Source organism: Methanomicrobium mobile BP (assembly GCF_000711215.1).
Taxonomy (GTDB): domain Archaea; phylum Halobacteriota; class Methanomicrobia; order Methanomicrobiales; family Methanomicrobiaceae; genus Methanomicrobium; species Methanomicrobium mobile.
This window is the reverse complement of sequence record NZ_JOMF01000009.1, coordinates 139,263-154,872: the sequence shown is the minus strand read 5'-3', so window position 1 is coordinate 154,872 and position 15,610 is coordinate 139,263. Positions and strand designations below refer to the sequence as shown.

Here is a 15,610-nt window from a genome sequence, read left to right as displayed (position 1 = left end):
AGCGATAAATCAAAATTTGCTGTTAAGATTATGGGCCTCGAAATAAGATTTTGCAGGATTAGCATCTACCAGTAAATCCGTTTTAAATAGGTAAACATTCATATAATTTTATATGTGCTCTAAAAATAAAATTTTTGAAGCGCTCACTGGAGCTTATAGCGCGTTATGTTTAAGAATTAGCAACTCTCATAACGGGGGATCAGCTTCAGAAGGGCTTTGTACAGATTTAGAAAACACACTTGGTCTTGACAATAGGGGGGAAATAAGTGGTACAGAATGTGTAGTATTGGCATGTCTTTTTGTAGGTGCTTGTTCTATATTTGCTGTGCTAATTCCAGCTTTGCAGGCAGTCTAAATTTCAGATTTGAATGGTTGAGGGGCAAATTTTATGACTCTCAATCATTTGTCTTATGGTGTCACCGTAATAAGAACTCGGCGAAAAAGGTATTTGCGCTTCAAACGTTCACAACCGTTTATCATGCCATGAATGAACCTGTATCGTAAAAATTGTAATGTATTTTCATATATTACATTAAACCTATCTATAGTTATGAAAGAAAAAAAAGGAGGCAAACAATGGTAGATATACCTTTTATAGCTGGTATAATAGGATTTATTGCTATTCTTGGAACATTTTACCTATGTACTTTAAGAATTTGCGGTTACTGATACCGCAGTAAATTCTATGCAAAAGTATAGTTTATAGACCACTTCTAAAGAGCATCCTCAAGCGGATATGTCTGATTGCTTTGCGGTAATCGGTGTATCCGCTGCGGATGTTCTCTACTGAATTTTGTCATTTTTCAACGATATCTTCCCATATATCTGTAAAAATGCCATTTGTTTTTTTCAAGAGTTGTATCCTTCCTGACAATTCAGTCTTTTAAAAATTAGCACACTAACTGGGAGGTGAATAGACGCAGATTTGACGATGCGAAATATGGTGAATATACACGCCAAAATATAATGTTCGTCATGCATTACAGATGTCGTGGTAATAAAATGGCAGATTTTTTAATCTCTTAATGCCTATGAGATATTTGTAGCCTATAGAATGAGCGGGATCAGTTTGATCTTGTTGCTTTATGCATATTGCGGATAAGTCATGGTATCGATGAGTTTTGGAATGAAAACAGGACTTTTGATTCAATCTCTTTGCCCGCTAGCGTTTTTGACGTTCGTAAAGAATTTCCCATTTACTACAATAGGTAATGTGGGTAATAATCTCTCTTTACTGGAATATGTGATGCAAAACCCTGTTCTTTCTGCAGTAGAAGGTACATGTTTTCTATGGATTTTCTTATCTGCTTGGTATTTTATTGAATTTAAAGCATTTACGTGGGCTGACAAGAAAAGCGGATATGAGATAAAATGCGTTAAAGACCGTGATGAGAATAGTTTGAACTTTTTCATAACAATTATTGTACCTTTATTGATTAATGATGCGGGTACGCTGAATGGGGCACTAACATTGGGGTTGATTGTACTATTTCTTTGTTTTTTGTTGTACAATACAAAATTATTCTATTCAAACCCAGTTTTAACTGTTCTGGGCTACCGGTTTTATGAATTTCAATTCAAGGAAAATTCTGAAATTCAAGGAATCTGTGTAGGTATTTCTCGGAATGCCGTGAAAGATGATTCTGTGATTGAGTATAAACAGATATCTGATAATGTTTTTTACATAAGAGGCAGAGATAATGGACAAAAATGAATTAAAAGCAAAAATTGATGAGGTTTTCGTAGATGGAAAACCTAATGGATTGGAAATTTTTACTGTCTTGAAAGAGGGCAAACAGCGCATAATGAAGAAATTCCTGACTACAGATCCGTTAAATGACCGATTGTCCGATCTTGTCAAAAAAGTTATCATGAATAATTATTATTCGGATGACATAGAGTTAGATGTGGCAGACAATATCTCAGATAACAAAAACGATTGTATCTATGAGATACCAATGACGGATTCATATGCACCATTTTCTTTTATCAAAGATTATCATAATATATTGGAACAATATAATCAAAAAGACTTAACAAGATTGATGGGTTTTCTTTTTAGATTGAATTTCAATGACAATCATATTTGGGCTTACCAACATGTTTATCCTTATGCACTTATTCAGAGAAGCGGGAATAGACTCTTTATCTCATTGAGCAAGAACAATACTTATGAGGAACTGAAAGGGGATATTCTCTCCATAGGATCCAGAATTGATTTATTGATTATAGATGATCAAATATTCACTGGTAATATCAAATTACTTCAGAGTAGATTTGGATTTGAACAATATGTTCGAAAAGAGGCTATGGAAACAATCAATCTGATTGTTCAAGCTGGACTGATCAAAAATCCTAAAAAGCTACTGGAATTTTCAGAAAAAGAAGAGTTGACTAATGCAACGAAATTGATGAAAGCTAAAAAGTCACCTGTATTTCGTATTGAGAAAACCGAGTTATTTAATAGGATAGTTCATCATCACATATACAAGTCAAAGATAAATATAGAGAATGATGAAATTCAACTAAAATTGAAAGATGATATTGATAACTTTTTAAAGTTACTAAACGATGATTTTCTCAAGTCGGAACTTACACAAGCGGAATACGATAGTGTTTCAAAAAAGGCTTTGGATCCAATTTGAATGCTCTATGCGGAGTTTCGTCCCGCCATTTCAGTATGTGCAAAATTTGCACAAACTGCATATGTCCCTTTTTCCACGCGATATGGTAACGGATATTCGGATATTTTTCAGCGCGGGATTGCTGTGTTGCTGTAAAATCCATGAAAAAAAGTTATGAGAGTTTTTTGTTTTTCCAGAAGAAGTAGGAGTCCGGTTTTTTCTCGAAGCGTTCAAAGACCGACGGGAACAAATTCGGATATTTGGCTTCGGAAAGCGGGATGCAAAAAAGTCTGTCGGGGTTCAGTTGTTTTCCTCCCAGACCTACTGCAATAAAAACGGGTATCTGCCTGTTGGTTTGAAAGTCATTGTATCGTTTAAGCTGGTTTTCGTTGCACCAGCTTAACTTGCCTTTGTAGAGTTCGCTTCTGTATTTGCATTCCACTGCGAACGTCTCCCCCGTCGGCATGTACCTGAATGTAAAGTCCGGATTGAGCGAGCTTTCTATGTATCTGTCGCTGTTTTCTTTAAAAGAGTGTGTTTTCTCGACGATTTTAAAGTATTTCGGAGAAAAACGGCTTTCAATGAAGTCCTCGAATCTTTGACCTTTCATCTCCGGACTGTTGGAGAATCTGTATTTCAGGCTGTCAATAACTCCCATATTCTCTTATTTTTGGATGTTTACAATTTAATTTTATTGGTTTGGAGAGAATGAACAGAACGGATAGAAAGAATAGGAATAGTTTGTCGGCGAACGATTAAGATGCGCAAATTCCCGTGAATTTTGAAATACTTTGAGAAATAAGTTATATGGGATGAAAAAGAACAATATGTCCGGAAAATTCGCCGGTGATTTTGATACGGTGAATTGCATCTGTCATGAATACCAAAGAGACGAATACCAAAAAGACGGATACCAAAAAGACGGATACCAAAAAGACGAATACCAAAAAGACGGATCGTCTTCGGGGGGGCTTTCCGCCGGTTCCGAATTAACTTTCGGTCTCACTTTCGGTCTCGATGACAGAGCCGAACTGAGTTCCGGCGAATGTATTGCATTGGCATGTTTTTTGATAGTTGTTTCGGTGTTTTTGCTGATACTGGTATATACGGTATAAGTAACGCAATTTTTCGCTTACACCGGTTGGGGTAAATATTATGACTCTCAGGAGTCCCGGCATTCAGGTATTCGGACATCAAAGAAATACCCCTTGTTTCCACTCGAGATGCCGACCGTTATTTTATGCAATGGGAACATGCGTGTTGTGTGGGGTGTGCTGCGATGTACATTTATATACTTTGATGAACATATGTATGTGTGCAGTATGAGAATGACTAAAGTGAACAGGGTGAACAATATGACCGGAATTGATAGGATGGATAGGATGAACAGGATGAATAGGATGAATAGAAAGGAGAGTTCATCGGCGATGAACGGCGAGATAAGCAACGAGGGATACATTATAATTGCGGCGCTTCTGGTGTTCGGGTTCGCGTTTCTCCCGCTGCTGTTGAGGCAGATGGCGTAGGCGGCGCGGATAGCGTGAAATCGGTGTGACGGTGTGACGGTGTGAGCGCCGGCGATTTTAGGGTGAGATTGCCGCTTTAATTTGCGTGACACCGTACCGCACATCTGCGGATATCCCCTGCAGAATATTTTTGCCTGTTTCGTTTTTTTTTCGCTTTCCCGTTTTTTGTGCTTTTTGTGCTTTCGTTGTGTGTTTTCGTCTCGGATTTGCATGTGTTGTCGGCTCGGATTTACATATATTGCGTAACTTTCTTAATTTACATTACTTACGTAAATACAGATAAGTACTTTTCGGGATTATACTCTCTATGATGAATCGGGATGTGCGGTTCATCAGGAAAACAATTCAGTTCGGTGATTTTTATGACGAAAGAATTGGACGATAAAACAGTTTTTAATGATAAAACGGGTTCGAATCCGCGAATAGATTTAAACGGCGGTTCGAAGATGAGAGATTTGAATACCGGCGATGAGAATTCCGCAGCCGTGTCATGCGGGGGGATTGACGGTGCCGTGAATACCGGTGCCGTGTCATGCGGGGTGACCGTATAGATGACCGAAAGTGAAAAGACCGGTGAAATGATTGTCGATAATGAAATAAGCCGTGAAATGACCGGAGAAATTATTGACGAAAAACCGCTGACCGAATACTCTTTCTGCAAGTGGCTCATCTGCGACAGAGAAGGAAACATTCTCGATCTCCGCACGGACATACCGAGCATGGCGCTGAATGAATTTTACGGCTATGCCGTGGAGCATTCCCTGACGCCGTTTGTCGAGAAATACGAGATGCTGAAGATCTACAGAAAAGAGAAAGATGCCGAGTGGCTCAGAACCCTGGCGCTGGTTGCCGTATTTGCGGTGGCGGGAAGATACATATGGAATCACTTCCTGTAGTCGAGACCGGAAAAGAATGCGTATCCGCGATTGAAAAGAGACGAAAGAGATGAAATCGGATGAGAAAAAACTTAAAACGAACCTTAAAAGAGATGAGATGACATGAGCGACGGCTTATCAAGGTATGATCGGGCAAAGAACGATTACTTCTTCAATTGGCTTTTATACGACGGCGAAGGATCCGTAATCGGCATCCGCTGGGATGCTCCCGACAAGACAAAAGAGGCATACAAAAAGTATGCAAACGAGCATTCCATGCCGGTAAAGATCATAGACAGCGGATGGCTCAGCGAAGAGCCGAGCAGTGCGGGTGAATACATATTGATGGGCTTACTCTGTGCGGCAATTATCCGTGGCGTATCCCAGTATCTGTGGTGGATCTGAGGAGGCGGAATACGGATCATTGCGCAGGCGAAGACAAAACCGAAACCGAGGTGACGAAAGATGAAAGTTGCACCCGAATATGACTTCTTCGGATGGGTATACCACAGCAGCATCGGGGACATCAGCGGCATCCGCGACGACGCCCCCGAAGAAGCAAAGAGGGCATACGAAGAGTTCATGAGAGACGACCCCAAGGACGAATACGCATACCTCGTCCCCGCCGGCGAAGGCGACAAATTCGAGATAGTCTTCAACACGGACTTACTGGGCGAAGAGAAGGCGGCGGAATCGATTCGGCACTACCTCGAGAGCACAAAGAAGATAACGGCGCCGGACGGCACCGTAATCAGGTACAATTTTCATCCCGAGGGGTCGTCAATCGGCAATGCGCTCTCCCATATCATGGGACACCTGATGGAAAGAACGCTCGTCAACCGGATTTACCCCGATCCCGACGACTTCATGAGAGTAATCACATGGAAACTGGGTGCGGTGGCAAGAGTGATCTACAAAGAAGCGAAAGCCGAGCTGGCGGAAGAGACCGGAGAGGCTCTCCCCTCCGACCTTGAACTCAGGCTCGGCATATCGGAATGCGCCACGATAAATCTCTCGGAGACGCTTGCCGAAGCCATGGCGGACTATGCCGCCAACGGAGAAAAGGCAAACCCCCTCTCGATAAAGATGGTCGAGACTGGCAACCGGAAACTGGAAGAATACGGCGGATGAGATCGGCGAACGACGGTGCGAATACGGTACCGCTGTGCGGCGGCATCATCGCACCCTCCCAAATTCCTGACGTCAGGAATTAGGGAAAAATTTTGTCAAAATTTTATTTGAGCCATTTTCCTTTGATATTTGCTCCATTATTTCCTCAATTTTTGCATCATAATTTACTGCCAAATTCCTGACGTCAGGAATTAGGGAAATATTTTGTTGGATTAACGATTGAGGCATTATCTTGTGGTATTTTTCCGATAAGCCGCACCCTTTTTCAGCCTATGCGGATTTTGCACATGTTGCCTATGCGATAACGGTGTCGACCGCCGCGGCGGTCTATCCTGTAGGGGGGGCATGGGATTATAATCCAATGCTTTGGGGTAATAGCATGGGATTATATTCCCATGCTATCGGATCGGACATTTCGCCGTCCGCAAAGATCATCCCGTGAATTCAGTATGTGCAAAAATTGCACAAACTGCCGCCGGCGCAAAAATGAAATTTCAACTTGTGCAAAAATTGCACAAGTTGCCTATGAAGGGCAGGCACACAAACGTTTTTATGTCAGGTCCCATTTTTGAGGCAATGTCAAATATGCCGTGATTTGCCTAAATTTTACAAATCCTCAAAAATTCATGAATAAACTATAAATACATCCAATTCGTCCACAGTTGTGGACGATTTTGAAACCTCATCAATTTGTCAGTTGCATTTTATGATATCATCATGTTCTTTTTATGTCCATCCATCATGATAATTCAACTTGTGCATTTTTTTGCACAAGTTGTCTGTGGTGGAAATCATACACAAACGGTTTTATAGTGTGTCGCATTTTGAAAACATAGTTCAATCTTCGCGGATTACCACTCTTTTGACAAATTGTTGATAATCTGTGAGTCAGCTATAAATACATTCAATTCGTCCACAGTTGTGGACGATTTCTTTATAAACTCAAACAGTTGTTGGATGTGATACTTATCCTCATGTGGTCACTCGTTATGAATGATAAAATTAAGAAAGGTTAATGCTAGTATAACTTTTATTTAAAAATAAGGACTGTCTGATAAAATATCTGGGTGGGAATAGACAGGAAAAATAGAGAAATATTTAGGATATGGATATAATGAGCAACTTGATCAAGGTTGATGAAGAGTATAAGAATTGGATCACGGAAGTCTCGAATAGGTTCAGACATAGCCAACTTAATGCCGCTGTTAAGCTAAATGCCGATGTGCTCCGGTTTTATTGGTCTGTAGGCAGAGATATTGCAGAGATAAGCGAGAAAAACGGATACGGCACTGAATTCTATAAAGTTATTAGCGGTGACCTGAATGAAATACTTCCGGACGTGAAATCCTTTTCGCCTACAAATCTGAAGTACATGCGCTACTTCTATGAGATGTATCCTAATGTGGAAAAGCATCAACAAGTCGTGGACGGTTTTGAAAACCACATTGTCTTCCTCATACCATGGGGACACAATAGAATAATTCTGGACAAATGCAAAGGAAATCCGCAGAAAGCTCTGTTCTATGTCAAAAAGACACTGGAAAACAACTGGTCGAGAGCGGTTCTGCTGAACTTTCTGGATACCAATCTTTTCGAGAGGCAGGGTAAGGCAGTAACCAATTTTGCTCTGACGCTTCCTGAATTGGAAAGCGACCTGGCGCAGGAAATCACAAAAGATCCTTACAACTTCGACTTCCTTTCAATCCGCGAAAGATACGATGAAAAAGAACTGAAAGATGCCCTGATGGACAATATCGGCAAGTTCCTCCTTGAACTCGGAAACGGCTTTGCATTTGTGGGAAGGGAAGTAAGGCTTGAGATCGGCGAGACCGAAAACTTCGTCGATATGCTATTTTACAATATCAAACTTCACTGCTATGTCGTTGTCGAGGTTAAGGTTGTGGAGTTCAGCGCCCGCGACATGGGACAACTCGGAACTTACATGGTTGCCGTTAATCACCAGCTGAAGGGCGAAAATGACGGACCCACGCTCGGACTTATAATCTGCAAATCAAAAGACAACGTAAAAGCAAAATATGCCCTCGAAGCCAGCAGCCAGCCCATGGGAATCTCCGAATACGACATCAATACTTTCCTGCCGGAGAATTACAAGTCCTCGTTACCCACTATTGAAGAGATAGAAGCCGAACTCGGCGATGCTAAAAAATAGGTGCGGTTAACCCTCAGCAGATAACCTTCCTAATCTCATCGAGCGGCGCATCCGTCTTGATGCCGGTGCCCTCGTAGTGAACACGCGAAGCACGGTATCCCGCCGACCTGAGAGCCCCGACAACCGTATCGACAGCCGCCGGCGAGACCTTCCAGAACCTGCCCAGAGTATGATAATCATAGAAGGTCGAGGTATCTATCTCGTCGCGGCAGAGCTCCAGAAGGCGGGCAAGGCGCTTTTCGCTCCCGAAACCGCATTCCGGAAGCACGCTTAACATCCTGTCCAGAATCTCGGGTCTGCACACCGCACCCAGCCAGAGCGGACCCGCGACCGTCATCGGTCTGCCGCAATCGGGGCATACATGCGTATGAGCCGCAATGCCCCTCTCCTCGATACGCTGCGGGCAGTGCGGGCACTGGTGGATAAAACCGATATTCTCCATCGCCTTATCCGCCCTGCCGGCGCCGGACGACAGCTTAAGATAAATCCTCACGAAATGCTCGTTCGTAAACGAAAAGAGCGGCTCGACACCGCGGTCGTACTTCACAATCTCCCTCACCGCAGCCCCCAGAAGAATCCTCAGCCCCATCTCGCTGTGATACTCGGTATTCAGCGGTCTTGCAAAATAGCGCCTTATGCCCGCCTTCAGGTGGGAACCGCAGAGCGGAGCCGTATCCGTCGCCGTAATGAAAAGATACCTCTTCGCACAGCCTGCAGCCGCGTTGAGAAACGGCGCCGGCGTCCCGAAAGGGTCTATATCAACGACATCGAACCGGCGCTCGTGCATGATGACGTTCGCATCCGCATTGGAGATCTTAAGCAGCGGCGCATAGGCATCGCGGTTCTTCTCCAGAAGCGGAATCGTATCCGCACTCTTATCGTTGACCGTCGCCTCCAGACCGCACTCGTTGTACACGCGAAGACCACGCACCCCCGTCGCGCTCATCGCGTCCAGATAAGTCTTAACCGCGTCCTCCCCGTCATCTCTCTTATCGATATCCTTCAGAACCTTAAGCATCAGGATTGTGGAATCGCGGTTGATCTCCATCTTCTTATTGAAGAAAACCTCCGCGCTTGCCGCCGGAAAATTACTCTCCGCATCCTGAACGGGGATCAGAAATCTCGTCTTCCCCTCCCTTGCCTCAATAAGTTCCATTGCAGTTACATATCGTAATCGGGAAAACTTATAGGTTATCCAGATCAATCAATATAGGCACATACACTTTTTGGGTTTGTGGCCTAGCCTGGATATGGCGTTAGCCTCCTAAGCTAAAAGCCGGGGGTTCGAATCCCCCCAAACCCGCTCTTTAAGATCTTTACTTCCTTTAAAGACCGCGACTCATAAAGAAGACTATTTCCTGTCGGAACACAAAAACTCTCATAATGCTTAAAGGATACCTCAAGATAATCCGCCCCGCAAACTCGGTAGCCGCGGGTCTCGCCGTCCTCCTCGGAGTAATAATAGCGACGGGCACAATCCCCCCCGCCTCGCTCCCGCTCATAGCCGTCGTCTTCCTCGTCACCGCCGCCGGAAACGTAATCAACGACTATTGCGACAGCGAAATCGACGCAATCAACCGCCCCGAACGCCCCATCCCCTCCGGCGCCGTCACGAAAAAAGGCGCCCTCGTCTACAGCGTAATCTTATTCGCCGCAGGCATAGCAATCTGCCTTCTCCCCTTCGTAAACCCGCTCTGCCTCGCATTCGCAATAATCAACTCCGCAATACTCGTCCTATACGCAAAAACCTTCAAAGGAATGCCGCTCATCGGCAATATCTGCGTATCCTACCTTGCCGCAAGCATATTCCTCTTCGGCGGCGCCTTCGCGGGCATCGAAGGACTCATGCAGAACACGGTCATAGCCGCAATCACGTTCTTTGCCATGCTCTCGCGCGAACTCTTAAAAGACGCCGAGGACATGGAAGGCGACCGTGCCGGCGGTGCAAAGACCCTTCCCATGATAATCGGCGTCCCCAAAACCGGAAAACTCTGCCTCGTCCTTGCCATCGCCGGCATAATCATCAGCCTTCTGCCGCTGATCAAATTCTGGGGACCCTGCTACCTCATCCTCATTGCCGTCGCCGACGCAATCATCCTCTTTGCCGTCGCAAAAGGTGCCCGTGCCGCCGACTCGAAAGCACTCATAGACTCGAAAGCCACAACAATCCTCAAAACCGGCATGTTCCTCGCGACCGCCTTCATGCTGATCTCCGCCCTGCTCTTCTGAGATCGATCACTTCGGGATCTACCGATGCGACGACCGCAATCTTTGCCGACCCGCCGACTCACCGGCACCCCCGCGGGAATCGCCGTCGGCATACCCGCAAAACCCTGATTTTTCGGATACATCATTCAAAATGATTATATCCTTTGATATAAAATTCTAATAATCCATGAAAGTCTTTAGGGATGGGGATACTTTCATAGCCCCAAGAGGTTCTTACTTTGAAGGAAATGTCAAGATAAACGGGGACTTCATCGCACCCCCCGACACGCATTTCTGGGGTCATCTGGTGGTGGACGGAGACCTGCAACTCGGACCCGGCTCGAGTGTCAAATACAAACTGACCTGCCGCAATGCCGTAATCGGCGCAAACGTAAGAATCGGCGGCGACGTAAACGTCGACAACAGCATCACAATCTGTGACAACACGACCGTAAAGAACATAACCGCCGGCGGAAACGTGATCATCCGCCCCGGAGTGACCGTCGGCGACGTCAAATGCGGCGGGACGCTCTACGTCTTCGGAAAGGTAAAATCCGGCAAACTCTACGGAAAACAGGTAAAGATACTCCGCGACCCCTATCCCATGTACTATGAAGAACCCGAGGAAGAACAGGGCGGACATGGCGGACTGCCTCCGGAAAATCCGGAATACGCATCGGAAGAATACGGGACCGGAGAAGAGAGCCGGAGCCGCTACTGAAAACAGAGCATAAACAGAACGAAAAACAATAACCCTAAACTAAATGAATTAACTCAATAAACGCCTTTTTTAAAAACCGAATAAAAACTCACGAATTTTCGGCATTTAAGGCAGGCTCGAGACCCAGAAGTGCCGTATCCATAAGATCCTGCCAGTTCATCATGGTCTCCACGCAGCCGTCCTTGAGAGTAACCACGCCCATGCCGATGATGTTCGCCTTATCGAGAAGTTCCAGACCTTCTCTGACCTCGATCATGCAGCCCACACCGATAACCGCCTGCGGTCTGTACTGCTTGACCATCCTCTTTATGAGCGTGGAACCCGGCGCTATCCAGACATGATAACCCAGCGCCTCCAGACTGTCGACATGCGAACCAATCTCGCAGCGCCCGCAGCGCCTGCATATAATCCCCTCCGGCGTCAGATGAGCGGGACAGTCCGCATTCCTCAGACACTGCGGGATGAAGATCGCACGCTTATCGGCGGGCACCTTCTCGAAATCGCTCTGATTCATGGCATTGTGAAGGCGTATCGCAAAAGCCGTCATCTCCTTATCGTCCAGACCCAGAAGCTTGCAGATACCCTTTGCCATACCCTCGGTAGCCACGATACCCGACTTCACAAGCCGCGGCAGATAAAAATACCCGCGCCGAATCGAGTAAAAAGAAAGAGCGACGACTACTATAGAAAGCAGGATAAACCCGATAATAAGAATAAGCGTAATCTCGCCGACAATATAGACAAGCTGATCGAAGATCGGAGTTCCTGCCATACAGTATTCTATACCTCTTATCTTAAATATCTCTTCTTAATATCATGCGGAAAAGTTCGGAAAATCCCTTAAACCCTATTTCCGCGTGAGATCCTCTTTTGCAATCGGCGGTCGAAGGACACCCTTCTCCGTGACAATCGCGGTAACAAGCTCCATCGGCGTGGCATCGAAGGCATAATTCAGGGCATCGACATTATCCGGCATAAGCTGCCTCTCTCCGCAGAAAGCAAGCTCGTCGCGGCTTCTCTCCTCAATCACGATATCCTTCTCCAGCCGCACCGCATCGAAGGTCGAATACGGAGCCGCGACATAAAACGGAATATTATGGTATTTCGCGCTGACCGCGTGCGTATACGTCCCTATCTTGTTGAAGACGGCATCACGCGTAATCCTGTCGGCGCCGACGACAACCGCGTCGATCATGCCCTTTCGCATCAGAAACGCCGCCGAAGAATCCGTAATCGTCTTAACGGGAATCTTATCGCGGGCAAGCTCCCATGCCGTAAGGCGCGAACCCTGATTGAGCGGACGCGTCTCGCAGGAGATGACCGAGACGTCCTTGCCCGCCTCGACTGCGGAACGGATGACGCCCAGCGCCGTTCCCCACGTCCAGCACGCCAGAGCACCCGCATTGCAGTGGGTAAGCACCGTGCACTTATCGGGCAGAAGCTCCGCACCGTTCCTGCCGATACTGCGGCACATCTCCTCGTCCTCGTGCGCAATCGCATTCGCCTCCGCAAGTGCAACCCTTCTGGCATCATCCGGCGAATCCGCATCCTCGATGGCCTTAAAGACGCGGTTTATGCCCCACGAGAGATTAATCGCCGTAGGTCGCGTGGAAGTCAGATACTTCGCATCGTCGGAGACAAGCCGCATGAAACCCTCGATATTGCCGTCATCGTGCACGAAGGTCGAGAGCGCAACGCCGTATCCGCCGGCAACACCCAGAGCGGGAGCGCCGCGGATATCCAGAGTCCGTATGGCCTCGGCAAGCTCTTCTATCGTCCCGCATTCCGCCGTCTTATACACGGCGGGGAGAAGCGTCTGCCTCACAAAAACGATACAATTCTTTTTATCGTCCCAAAAAAGTGTTTTATCGGAATTTATCTGCATATTATCCCGTAATTGTCCTGTAATTATCCGTAAATGTCTGTAATTATCCGCAATTATCAATATGTCACGGCATCGCGGAATGCCTTCATGGCGGCAGCCTCGCCCTGAGTAACGCTGTCGGGGATATCCTTGGGTGCACAGGCGGCGCCCGCGATATAGATACCCTGCCTGACCGTGCCCACGGGATTGAGCTGATAGTTCTCCGACTCATAAAAACCGTTCTCCGCGACGGTAATTCCCAGCGACTCCGCGAGCCTGCCCGCATCCTTTGCCGGCTGCATGCCGACCGAGAGCACCACAAGCTCGGGATTGAGCGTCAGAATCTCGCCCGTCTCGGTATTCTCCACGACAATCCGCGGGCTGTCGTCGCCCTGAATAATCTCGCCCGGCATTCCGCGGATGAACTTGATTCCAAGCCCTTTTGCGCGTTCGTAATACTCCTCGTATCCCTTGCCGTAGGCGCGGATATCCATATACAGCATGGAAATATCGAGATCGCGGTTCTTCTCCTTGAGGAGAATGGCGTTCTTTATCGCATACATGCAGCAGACGCAGGAGCAGTAACCGTGATTTATCGTCATGTCGCGGGAACCCACGCACTGGACGAAGACAATCGACTTGGGCTTTTCGCCGTTGGAAAGCCTTCGCGGAACGCCGCCGGTCGGACCCGAGGCACAGATGAGCCTCTCGAACTCGAGGCTCGTAATCACGTCCTTGACCTTGAGATAGCGCAGATTTCTCTTAATCCGCGGATCGAAGGTCTCATAGCCGGTCGTCAGCACAATGCTTGCGACATCTATGGTAACCTCGCGGTCGCCGTCCTCGTCATTCCTCAAGACCGCATTCTTGCCGCAGGAATCGTAGCACATACCGCACTCTATGCAGTGCTCGCTGTCGCGGACCATTATATTCGGCACTGCCTGCGGATGCGGCTTATAGATTGCCTTCCTTACGCCGACGCCGGCATCATACTTATTGTAGACCTCGACGGGGCATGCCTCCACGCAGTCGCCGCAGCCGTTGCACTCGTGCTCCCTGACATATCGCGGGTGACGAAGCAGAGTAACCTTAAAATTGCCGACCTCGCCCGAGATCTCCTTAACCTCGGTGAGCGTATATAAAATAATATTCTCGTGCCGCTCCGCATCCACCATCTTCGGCGAGAGGATACACATCGAGCAGTCGTTCGTCGGAAAAGTCTTGTCAAGCTGCGACATATGACCGCCGATACTCGGCTCACGCTCAATCAGATGCACCCTTATTCCGTGGTTTGCGATATCCAGCGCCGCCTGAATGCCCGCAACGCCCGCACCTATGACTGCAACTTCGCCCATTTCTACCTATATAATTAGTGTCAGTATTGTTATTTGTTTGTAAAGAGGCTCGCGACGGCGCCGCCGCCGCCCGCACTGCCGCTGCCTTCGCTTCCCGCTATCAACTTACCGCTTTCAGTTCTTTCCGTATTCCTTTGCAAGCCCGATATAGACATCCGCGTTCTTTACGATTCCAGCCTTCTCCTCATCGGTAAGGCTGCGGACAACCTTCCCGGGGACACCCATGACAAGACTGCCCGGGGGGATCTCCTTCCTCTCGGTGATGACCGCACCCGCCGCAATAATCGTATCCTCGCCTATGACGGCGCCGTTTAAGATAACCGCACCCATGCCGACGAGCACGCGATCCTTAATCGTGCAGCCGTGTATGACCGCACCGTGACCGACAGTGACCTTCTCGCCGATGACGACCGGCTTGCCGTCGGACTCGTGAACCACGCAGTTATCCTGCACGTTCGAACCGTCGCCTATTTTAATCGAATCGCGGTCGGCACGAAGAACCGCACCGAACCAGATACCCGTATCCCTGCCTAAGGTGACATCGCCGACAACCGTCGCGTTGGGTGCGATAAATGCGGCATTCTTAATCTTTTCATCAGAAGTCTTGCCAGTATTCATAATATATTACAATTATATCTAATAGCGAATGAAAGTAATGGTTGGCGGCACGTTCGACCCTCTCCACGACGGTCACAAAAAGCTGATAGAGAGATCCTTCACCATTGCCGGCGACGGCGGCGAAGTCGTCATAGGTCTGAGCGGGGATGTCTTCGCAAACCGCAAATCTCATCCCATACGTCCTTTTGAAGAGAGAAAAGCCGATTTAGTCGCATTCGTGGAGAACCTGACGGCGGAGATGAACTCGAACGCCGTCTGGAAGATAGAAGAACTCCACGACAAATACGGCTCCACGCTCGATACCGACTTTGACGCCATAGTCGTAAGCGAAGAGACCTTCCCCACGGCGGTGGAGATAAACAGACTCCGCAAGGAAAAGAAGAGATCAAAGGTCGACATCCATCAGATAACCTGCGTCCTTGCCGACGACGGACGCTGGATCTCAAGCACCAGAATCTGGAAAGGCGAGATCGACATACACGGCAACCTCATAAAATAAGCAACCTCATAAAATAAGC

The 15,610-nt window shown here is 47.2% G+C and carries 16 protein-coding genes and 1 tRNA gene; 11 read left to right on the top strand and 6 right to left on the bottom strand.

Annotation, left to right across the window (positions count from 1 at the left end):
- Positions 1 to 1,105 precede the first annotated feature (1,105 nt).
- Together T502_RS08100 and T502_RS08095 are read left to right on the top strand one after the other, a co-directional pair.
- Positions 1,106 to 1,714, top strand: a complete 609-nt coding sequence (locus T502_RS08100; protein WP_042706682.1) for a hypothetical protein — start codon at positions 1,106 to 1,108, stop codon at positions 1,712 to 1,714.
- Positions 1,701 to 2,645 (top strand): DUF4868 domain-containing protein, encoded by a 945-nt coding sequence (locus tag T502_RS08095; RefSeq protein ID WP_042706681.1) that lies wholly within the window; start codon positions 1,701 to 1,703, stop codon positions 2,643 to 2,645. Before T502_RS08100 ends, T502_RS08095 begins: the two co-directional genes overlap by 14 nt.
- 151 nt (positions 2,646 to 2,796) lie before the next feature.
- On the opposite strand, the gene T502_RS08090 is transcribed toward T502_RS08095, so the two are convergent.
- The gene (locus tag T502_RS08090) at positions 2,797 to 3,282 is read right to left on the bottom strand and encodes a hypothetical protein (RefSeq protein WP_042706680.1); all 486 of its coding nucleotides are present in this window, start codon (positions 3,280 to 3,282) and stop codon (positions 2,797 to 2,799) included.
- A 733-nt stretch (positions 3,283 to 4,015) separates the two neighbouring features.
- Here T502_RS08090 and T502_RS09215 point away from each other — a divergent pair.
- The 5 genes from T502_RS09215 (at position 4,016) to T502_RS08055 (ending at position 8,326) form a co-directional block, all read left to right on the top strand.
- Entirely contained in the window at positions 4,016 to 4,150 is a 135-nt protein-coding gene (locus T502_RS09215) for a hypothetical protein (RefSeq protein WP_281172098.1), read from the top strand.
- A gap of 608 nt (positions 4,151 to 4,758) precedes the next feature.
- Positions 4,759 to 5,046 carry a hypothetical protein gene (locus T502_RS08070; RefSeq protein WP_157197506.1) on the top strand — a complete coding sequence of 96 codons (288 nt, stop codon included), beginning with the start codon at positions 4,759 to 4,761 and terminating at the stop codon, positions 5,044 to 5,046.
- Positions 5,047 to 5,148: 102 nt separating this feature from the next.
- Positions 5,149 to 5,430, top strand: coding sequence for a hypothetical protein (locus T502_RS08065; protein WP_042706675.1), 282 nt, complete (start codon positions 5,149 to 5,151; stop codon positions 5,428 to 5,430).
- A gap of 60 nt (positions 5,431 to 5,490) precedes the next feature.
- Positions 5,491 to 6,156 carry a hypothetical protein gene (locus T502_RS08060; protein ID WP_042706674.1) on the top strand — a complete coding sequence of 222 codons (666 nt, stop codon included), beginning with the start codon at positions 5,491 to 5,493 and terminating at the stop codon, positions 6,154 to 6,156.
- A 1,114-nt stretch (positions 6,157 to 7,270) separates the two neighbouring features.
- The gene (locus T502_RS08055; RefSeq protein WP_157197505.1) at positions 7,271 to 8,326 is read left to right on the top strand and encodes a PDDEXK nuclease domain-containing protein; all 1,056 of its coding nucleotides are present in this window, start codon (positions 7,271 to 7,273) and stop codon (positions 8,324 to 8,326) included.
- Between the two features lie 13 nt (positions 8,327 to 8,339).
- Here T502_RS08055 and T502_RS08050 read toward each other — a convergent pair whose 3' ends face one another.
- Positions 8,340 to 9,482: a tRNA (guanine(10)-N(2))-dimethyltransferase gene (locus tag T502_RS08050; RefSeq protein WP_042706672.1), complete on the bottom strand. Its 1,143-nt coding sequence runs from the start codon at positions 9,480 to 9,482 to the stop codon at positions 8,340 to 8,342.
- Between the two features lie 72 nt (positions 9,483 to 9,554).
- Between T502_RS08050 and T502_RS08045 the strand changes: the two genes are divergently transcribed.
- The 3 genes from T502_RS08045 (at position 9,555) to T502_RS08035 (ending at position 11,255) form a co-directional block, all read left to right on the top strand.
- Positions 9,555 to 9,629: transfer RNA gene (locus T502_RS08045), tRNA-Arg, on the top strand.
- Positions 9,630 to 9,709: 80 nt separating this feature from the next.
- Positions 9,710 to 10,555 (top strand): geranylgeranylglycerol-phosphate geranylgeranyltransferase, encoded by an 846-nt coding sequence (locus tag T502_RS08040; RefSeq protein WP_042706671.1) that lies wholly within the window; start codon positions 9,710 to 9,712, stop codon positions 10,553 to 10,555.
- A gap of 166 nt (positions 10,556 to 10,721) precedes the next feature.
- Entirely contained in the window at positions 10,722 to 11,255 is a 534-nt protein-coding gene (locus T502_RS08035) for a polymer-forming cytoskeletal protein (protein ID WP_211248155.1), read from the top strand.
- A gap of 88 nt (positions 11,256 to 11,343) precedes the next feature.
- On the opposite strand, the gene T502_RS08030 is transcribed toward T502_RS08035, so the two are convergent.
- From T502_RS08030 to T502_RS08015, 4 genes are all read right to left on the bottom strand, one after another.
- Positions 11,344 to 12,027, bottom strand: a complete 684-nt coding sequence (locus tag T502_RS08030; protein WP_042706670.1) for a DUF116 domain-containing protein — start codon at positions 12,025 to 12,027, stop codon at positions 11,344 to 11,346.
- Positions 12,028 to 12,102: 75 nt separating this feature from the next.
- Complete coding sequence (gene mtnA, locus T502_RS08025; protein WP_042706669.1) at positions 12,103 to 13,140, bottom strand: S-methyl-5-thioribose-1-phosphate isomerase; 1,038 nt, start codon at positions 13,138 to 13,140, stop codon at positions 12,103 to 12,105.
- 56 nt (positions 13,141 to 13,196) lie between these two features.
- A complete protein-coding gene (locus tag T502_RS08020; protein ID WP_052359264.1) occupies positions 13,197 to 14,474 on the bottom strand; it encodes a CoB--CoM heterodisulfide reductase iron-sulfur subunit A family protein in 1,278 nt (425 codons plus the stop codon).
- Between the two features lie 114 nt (positions 14,475 to 14,588).
- Complete coding sequence (locus T502_RS08015; RefSeq protein ID WP_042706668.1) at positions 14,589 to 15,092, bottom strand: gamma carbonic anhydrase family protein; 504 nt, start codon at positions 15,090 to 15,092, stop codon at positions 14,589 to 14,591.
- Between the two features lie 28 nt (positions 15,093 to 15,120).
- On the opposite strand from T502_RS08015, the gene T502_RS08010 reads away from it, so the two are divergent.
- Complete coding sequence (locus T502_RS08010; RefSeq protein WP_042706667.1) at positions 15,121 to 15,591, top strand: phosphopantetheine adenylyltransferase; 471 nt, start codon at positions 15,121 to 15,123, stop codon at positions 15,589 to 15,591.
- Positions 15,592 to 15,610: the final 19 nt, after the last annotated feature.

Excerpts from the sequence above, each read along its gene's own strand:
- T502_RS08015 (WP_042706668.1), bottom strand. The coding sequence starts at position 15,092 with ATGAATACTGGCAAGACTTCTGATGAAAAGATTAAGAATGCCGCATTT.
- T502_RS08050 (WP_042706672.1), bottom strand. The coding sequence starts at position 9,482 with ATGGAACTTATTGAGGCAAGGGAGGGGAAGACGAGATTTCTGATCCCC.
- T502_RS08095 (WP_042706681.1), top strand. The coding sequence starts at position 1,701 with ATGGACAAAAATGAATTAAAAGCAAAAATTGATGAGGTTTTCGTAGAT.
- mtnA (WP_042706669.1), bottom strand. The coding sequence starts at position 13,140 with ATGCAGATAAATTCCGATAAAACACTTTTTTGGGACGATAAAAAGAAT.
- T502_RS08090 (WP_042706680.1), bottom strand. The coding sequence starts at position 3,282 with ATGGGAGTTATTGACAGCCTGAAATACAGATTCTCCAACAGTCCGGAG.
- T502_RS08010 (WP_042706667.1), top strand. The coding sequence starts at position 15,121 with ATGAAAGTAATGGTTGGCGGCACGTTCGACCCTCTCCACGACGGTCAC.
- T502_RS08065 (WP_042706675.1), top strand. The coding sequence starts at position 5,149 with ATGAGCGACGGCTTATCAAGGTATGATCGGGCAAAGAACGATTACTTC.
- T502_RS08060 (WP_042706674.1), top strand. The coding sequence starts at position 5,491 with ATGAAAGTTGCACCCGAATATGACTTCTTCGGATGGGTATACCACAGC.
- T502_RS08030 (WP_042706670.1), bottom strand. The coding sequence starts at position 12,027 with ATGGCAGGAACTCCGATCTTCGATCAGCTTGTCTATATTGTCGGCGAG.
- T502_RS08070 (WP_157197506.1), top strand. The coding sequence starts at position 4,759 with ATGACCGGAGAAATTATTGACGAAAAACCGCTGACCGAATACTCTTTC.
- T502_RS08100 (WP_042706682.1), top strand. The coding sequence starts at position 1,106 with ATGGTATCGATGAGTTTTGGAATGAAAACAGGACTTTTGATTCAATCT.
- T502_RS09215 (WP_281172098.1), top strand. The coding sequence starts at position 4,016 with ATGAATAGGATGAATAGAAAGGAGAGTTCATCGGCGATGAACGGCGAG.
- T502_RS08035 (WP_211248155.1), top strand. The coding sequence starts at position 10,722 with ATGAAAGTCTTTAGGGATGGGGATACTTTCATAGCCCCAAGAGGTTCT.
- T502_RS08020 (WP_052359264.1), bottom strand. The coding sequence starts at position 14,474 with ATGGGCGAAGTTGCAGTCATAGGTGCGGGCGTTGCGGGCATTCAGGCG.
- T502_RS08055 (WP_157197505.1), top strand. The coding sequence starts at position 7,271 with ATGAGCAACTTGATCAAGGTTGATGAAGAGTATAAGAATTGGATCACG.
- T502_RS08040 (WP_042706671.1), top strand. The coding sequence starts at position 9,710 with ATGCTTAAAGGATACCTCAAGATAATCCGCCCCGCAAACTCGGTAGCC.